This is a genomic window from Candidatus Hydrogenedentota bacterium (assembly GCA_019695095.1).
GTDB lineage: Bacteria > Hydrogenedentota > Hydrogenedentia > Hydrogenedentales > SLHB01 > JAIBAQ01.
In genome coordinates this window covers 1-5,384 of sequence record JAIBAQ010000287.1, presented here as the reverse complement: position 1 = coordinate 5,384, position 5,384 = coordinate 1, and the positions used below count along the sequence as shown (strand labels likewise).

General features: G+C 57.1%; 6 protein-coding genes. All 6 read right to left on the bottom strand.

The window, feature by feature from the left end; translation table 11 throughout:
- A partial coding sequence (locus tag K1Y02_24955; protein ID MBX7259630.1) for a hypothetical protein occupies positions 1 to 293 on the bottom strand: 293 nt, incomplete at its 3' end.
- An 8-nt stretch (positions 294 to 301) separates the two neighbouring features.
- Positions 302 to 1,360 carry a VWA domain-containing protein gene (locus K1Y02_24950; protein ID MBX7259629.1) on the bottom strand — a complete coding sequence of 353 codons (1,059 nt, stop codon included), beginning with the start codon at positions 1,358 to 1,360 and terminating at the stop codon, positions 302 to 304.
- Positions 1,357 to 2,559 carry a hypothetical protein gene (locus K1Y02_24945; protein MBX7259628.1) on the bottom strand — a complete coding sequence of 401 codons (1,203 nt, stop codon included), beginning with the start codon at positions 2,557 to 2,559 and terminating at the stop codon, positions 1,357 to 1,359. The genes K1Y02_24950 and K1Y02_24945 overlap by 4 nt, the downstream gene beginning before the upstream one ends.
- A complete protein-coding gene (locus K1Y02_24940; protein MBX7259627.1) occupies positions 2,559 to 3,599 on the bottom strand; it encodes a hypothetical protein in 1,041 nt (346 codons plus the stop codon). Before K1Y02_24940 ends, K1Y02_24945 begins: the two co-directional genes overlap by 1 nt.
- Positions 3,600 to 3,767: 168 nt before the next feature.
- Entirely contained in the window at positions 3,768 to 4,646 is an 879-nt protein-coding gene (locus tag K1Y02_24935) for a DUF58 domain-containing protein (protein MBX7259626.1), read from the bottom strand.
- Between the two features lie 36 nt (positions 4,647 to 4,682).
- A partial coding sequence (locus K1Y02_24930) for a MoxR family ATPase (GenBank protein MBX7259625.1) occupies positions 4,683 to 5,384 on the bottom strand: 702 nt, incomplete at its 5' end.

Genomic DNA, 5,384 nt, shown 5'->3' with positions numbered 1-5,384 from the left:
TCACGGCTGACACGCCGGATCTCTTTCCAGGATTTCCCCCAGTGCGGCTGCAAGAAAGTAAGCACCATAAAGAAAGAACCGAGAATGGTCAACCAGAGCAGCGGTTTGCGCGCAGCGGCTTCATATCCCGGCATGAGGCGCGGCGCCAGACGCGCTTCAATGAATCGATGCAACCGTCCCGCCCTGCGGCGTTCCAGGAACACCAAAGCAAAGACAACACCCGCAAGCGCCAGCGCGCTGCCGATGATCCACCACGGCAAAAGCCGCGAGTCTATGCCAAATCCAAATGCCATCTTCCGACCTAAGGTATGGGTTCAAACCACAGTCGCCGCCCAAACACCGAAGCCATCATAGCGAGCGCCCCAGCGACAGCCCACGGCATGAACGCATCTTTGTATTCGTAGTAATCGCCCAGTTCCACTTTTGTGGTTTCGAGCTTGTTGATTTCATCGTATGCTTCTTTGAGTGACTCAACATCCGTGGCACGATAAAACTTGCCTCCCGAAATGTCCGCGATACTGCGCAGTGTCTCCTCATCAATTGGAAGGCGGGCAGCTTGTACGCTGGTTCCCCAGAAATTTTCCATGGGGACTAGCACCTCATCACTGGACCCTGCGGCAATGGTGTAAACGCGCACCCCAAATTCCTTGGCAAGCTGAGCCGCCGTAATCGGATCTAACTCTCCGGCATTGTTGCGGCCGTCGGTGAGAAGAATAATGATCTTTGCTTTGGCCTCGGATTTTCGGAGCTTGTTCACCGCGAGGCCGATCGCCGAACCAATGGCCGTCCCGTTCTTGCCTTGCTGCCCGCCACCCCCTTCAATCTGTGCGCGCTCCACATCGCGCGACAGGATATCGTAGTCAAGCGTCAGCGGAGTCTGTGTCCATGCGTATCCTGCATAGAGCACAAGCCCCAGACGGTCAAGACCGTAGCGATCGGCAGGCGTATTCTTGCGGCTCTCGATAAAGTCGCGCACGGCCTGCTTGGTCACGTCCAGGCGGCTCGTGTTCTGTCCCTGCTGAACGAAATCCGCTGCACGCATACTGCGCGATACGTCCACACATAGCATGATATCAACGATGTCGGCGCTGTCCTTCTGGACAGACAACCCGCGGATGGGGCGTGCTAATGCGATGATCAACAAGCTTAAGGCAATCACCCGGAGCACAGCGGGCAATCTCCGCAGAGTAACGCGCATGCCGCCGGAAACTCGTTTCAGAGATTCGCCGGTGGACAGGCTGACTGCTCCAGGCGCGTGGGACACCAGTTCGAATACGAATAGAATAAGGACACCCACAAGCAGCAGCAGCGCCGCTGGATTCAGAAGGCCGTGAAACACGAAGGATTCGAGGAGTCTCATGCGACTTTCTCCTCCGAATCCGGTTCGGGCTTGGGTTTTGTCTCATCGACGAAACGGAGGACTTCTGCAAAACTGCGATCCATTTCGTCAATCGTGGGCTCGTACCGCGCAAACTTCACGCGGTCGCAATGCCGCAAGAACGTCGCCAACATACGCTGCTGCTCGTCAGTGAATACGTGCTTGTTCGCGGCTTCCGCCAGGAACTCCGGAGTCGTCTGCTCCGGCGCATGTACCTCGAATCGATCTTCAATGTAGTGCCGGAGAATGGACGACAGTTCGACGTAGTACACATTGGTCCGGCCTGCCTGTGGCAATTTGCGCTCGTCCAGTTCACGCAGACGCTGATACGCCACCTCCCAGGCCGGCAGCGGCGGCGCGGGACGCGCGATGCGCTCGCGATGACGCGCGAGCCACCAAATCAGTACCGCGATCGCAAACGCGACAAGGGCCACAACCGCCCAGAACTCCCACCTGCGCCACAAGGGAAGCGGCAGATCGATAGGAGTCGCGCCAGACACAAAGCGCTCCGCTTCTTCCTTCTCTTCCGGCGTCAGGTCGCGGACGCGGACTGATGGCGACGCGACAGTGATGGCCTCGCCATCAACGGCAACGGTCACAGGCTCAATTGGATAGTCGCCGATAAGGACGGGGTCGAGCGTATACGTTTCGGTAACAAGCTTTCGTCCATTCTCCAAGACGCTTGACGAATGGGTAGGCTGGCCATAGACAGAGAGCCCGCCAAACTTGTCGACCATATGCGGTATCTTGACGTCCGCGTTGGCTGGCGCTTCCACGGCAATTGTGAAGCGAGTCTGCTTGTGAAACGGTATTTCCGGAGGGTCGAGCGTCACACGCACTTGCGCATTTGCACCGGTACCCTGCGCCGTCGCTGGGCGCGGCGTATCTGGCTTCGCCTCAGGAGGCGTTGTCGGTGTGCTGGCAGCAGCTTCATTTCCGGAGGCAGCCGCAGATTCCGCGCCCGATTCCGTTAAAGGGGCGCTTTCGGAAGAAGCGGGAGCCGAGACGGCGGAATCTTCAGGAGCCACGTCCACTGAAGGCAGGTTGTCAGTCGGCGCATCTGCCGGCGCAACCTGCCTTTCCACCGGCGCAGTTGTCACTGTTCCTGGCTGCGATTCATCTTGCGCCCAAACCACAGCGCAGACAGCGCAAAGCAGAATAATCAGGCGAAGGGATTTCATCACGTCCCCCCTTCGGCAGGCTTCAGGCGTTCCGTGAAGAACTTGGCATCTTTCTCCGCCAAGACCTTGTCGATGAAGACTCGGGTCTCTTCATCGGACTTCTTCATGCGCAATATCCGCTCTGCCCGATCCCGGACTTGGTCGAACGGCAGTACATCGCCGGAATTCGGCGCCTTGAAGTGGTCCGGTTCTGCTTTGTAAAAGCGTTCAACGTCTTCTTTAGTCACGCTGATTTTCTGCTGCACTTCTGACGCAAGCAATTTATGCACGATCAGGGAATTGCGCTGCGCCTCCAACTGCGCCTGGACTTCTTTGTCCGCATCGAGCTCCTGACGTAGTGCCTTATCGATTAGCACTCGTTGAATTACGAGGTTTCTGAGGAACTCCGCGCGCTTTTCCGGAGCGGAATAAGCTGCTCGATCCGCTTCGGGCATACGTTCAATTTCCCGCTCCAGATCCTTGTCGGTGATTACTTCACCACCGAATTCGGCAAGAACGATCTCCTCCGGCGCAATATCCTTGGCGGTACGCCTCGCTGTCGAGCGCGTTTCGAGTTCCCGCTGCAGTGCACTGGTCCTGCCAAGTTTCTCCAAGCACAAGACAACCTTCTTGTTTAGTTCGTCCTTAACGTCGGAATCCGGGGCGAGCATCTCCGCTTCGTAGAGGTAAGCCAACGCGCGCTCGTATTGCTTTTCTTCTATCGCGATCTTGGCGACCGAGAAACACGTCTTCGCGCGCGCCTCATCCGTAAGGCAAGCATGCTCCAAATAACGATCATAGGCATCCATCGCCGCCGTGGGAAGCTGCTTTTCTTCCAGTTTGAGCGCATACTTGCGCCACTGCTCGGCGGTAAGTCCACCTGCAGCAACATTCCCGTCAGACAGACCAAAACCTATCCATGCGGAAGAGGCCGCCACCACCAGCAGTATCGCAGCCCCCATGAAAAATCTCGCAGCGCGCCCTGTCTGCAGACGCGATTCCGCCGCCGCGCGATTCTGCTCGCGGAATTCCTTCAACCGCTCGGAGGCCGCGTCAGTCATGGCAACGCCACTCCTCGCAAAGTCCTTAGCACAGCCCCACTTGTCATCCTGAGCGAAGCGAAGGATCTGGCATCAAACAAAAACCAGCTCAAGTCAGATTCATTGCTTCGCTCAGAATGACAGTGGAGACTGCAGGAGTTGGAATGGTCCATCATAGACACACACGCGTTACGCATAGCGGCGCTCCCGCATCCGAAAGAACCGATAAATCTCCTGCACATAAGGTTGATCCGTGCGAATGTGGATCGCGTCAACTCGGTTACGCTGAAAGATAGTCTCGCGAGCTTTGGCGCGCTCGACCGCCGCGCGTGCATAGTCTTCACGGACACGGGGATTACTCGTGTCAATGAGTACTTCCGTATCGGTCTCCGGGTCGCGCACACAGGCCAAGCCAACGTCCGGCAACGCTTCCTCGCGCGGATCGCTAACGACGACGGCAATTAAGTCGTGGCGTTTGCTGGCAACGCGCAACGGGATTTCGTATCCCGATGCCATGAAGTCGGACACAAGGAAGGTAACAGCGCGCCGTCGCGTAACGCCATTCAGAAAATGCAGTGCGCCAGGGATATTCGTCTTGCGTCCTTTGGGCTCGAAGTACAACACCTCGCGGATAACACGCAACACGTGCTTGCGGCCCTTGCTCGGCGGCACATACAACTCGATGTCGTCGGTGAAGATGATGAGCCCGACTTTGTCGTTGTTCTTGATTGCGCTGATAGCCAGTACGGCGCACAGTTCCGCGGCAAGTTCGTTCTTGAATCGCCCCACGCTTCCAAATCGCCCGGACCCGCTGGCGTCGACCAGCAGCATCACGGTCAGTTCGCGTTCTTCCGCCAGCAGCTTGACGTGTGGCACGCCTGTGCGCGCGGTAACGTTCCAGTCGATCATGCGAATCTCGTCGCCGGCCACGTATTCGCGGACCTCCTTGAATTCCATGCCCTGGCCCTTGAATACACTCTGATACTGGCCGGTCAAGATATCGTTGACCATGTGATTCGTGCGGATCTGTATCCGCCGAATCTCCTGCATCACCTCTTGCGGAATCATTCTTCGAGATACCCTCTACCGTTCTTGAACGTCAGATTACGGCACGGGGACCGTGTCGAGAATCATACGGATGATGTCCTCGCTGGTCTTGTTCTCGGCTTCCGCTTCGTAGGTAACAATCACGCGATGGCGCAGAACGTCCATGGCGACCTGCTTGACGTCGTTGGGAAAGACGTTGCCCTCGCCCTGCAGAAACGCCAGCGCGCGCGCGGCCTGCTGCAAGTAGATGGTTGCGCGCGGCGACGCGCCGTATTCAATGAGGTGCTTGACAGACAGGCCGTAGGCTTCCGGGAAGCGAGTCGCCTGCACAATATCTACGATGTAGTTCTTGGCCTTGTCGTCCACGTAAATCTGATTGACGACCTCGCGGGCATGGAGAATTTCGTGACGCGTAATGACCGTGTCGATTACGGGTTCGTGGAGCATGTCCACGCGATCCATAATCTCGCGTTCTTCAATCTTGCTCGGATAGTTTACACGAAGCTTGAGCATGAATCGGTCGACCTGCGCTTCGGGGAGAGGATACGTACCCTCTTGCTCGATAGGGTTCTGCGTCGCAAGGACCATGAACGGCTCTTCCAGGCGATAGGTCTGATCGCCGATGGTCACTTGACGTTCTTGCATGGATTCAAGGAGCGCGCTCTGTACCTTGGCGGGGGCACGGTTGATTTCGTCCGCAAGGATAATGTTGCCGAAGATCGGTCCGCGCTTCGTGGTAAACGTACCGTCTTTGGGACT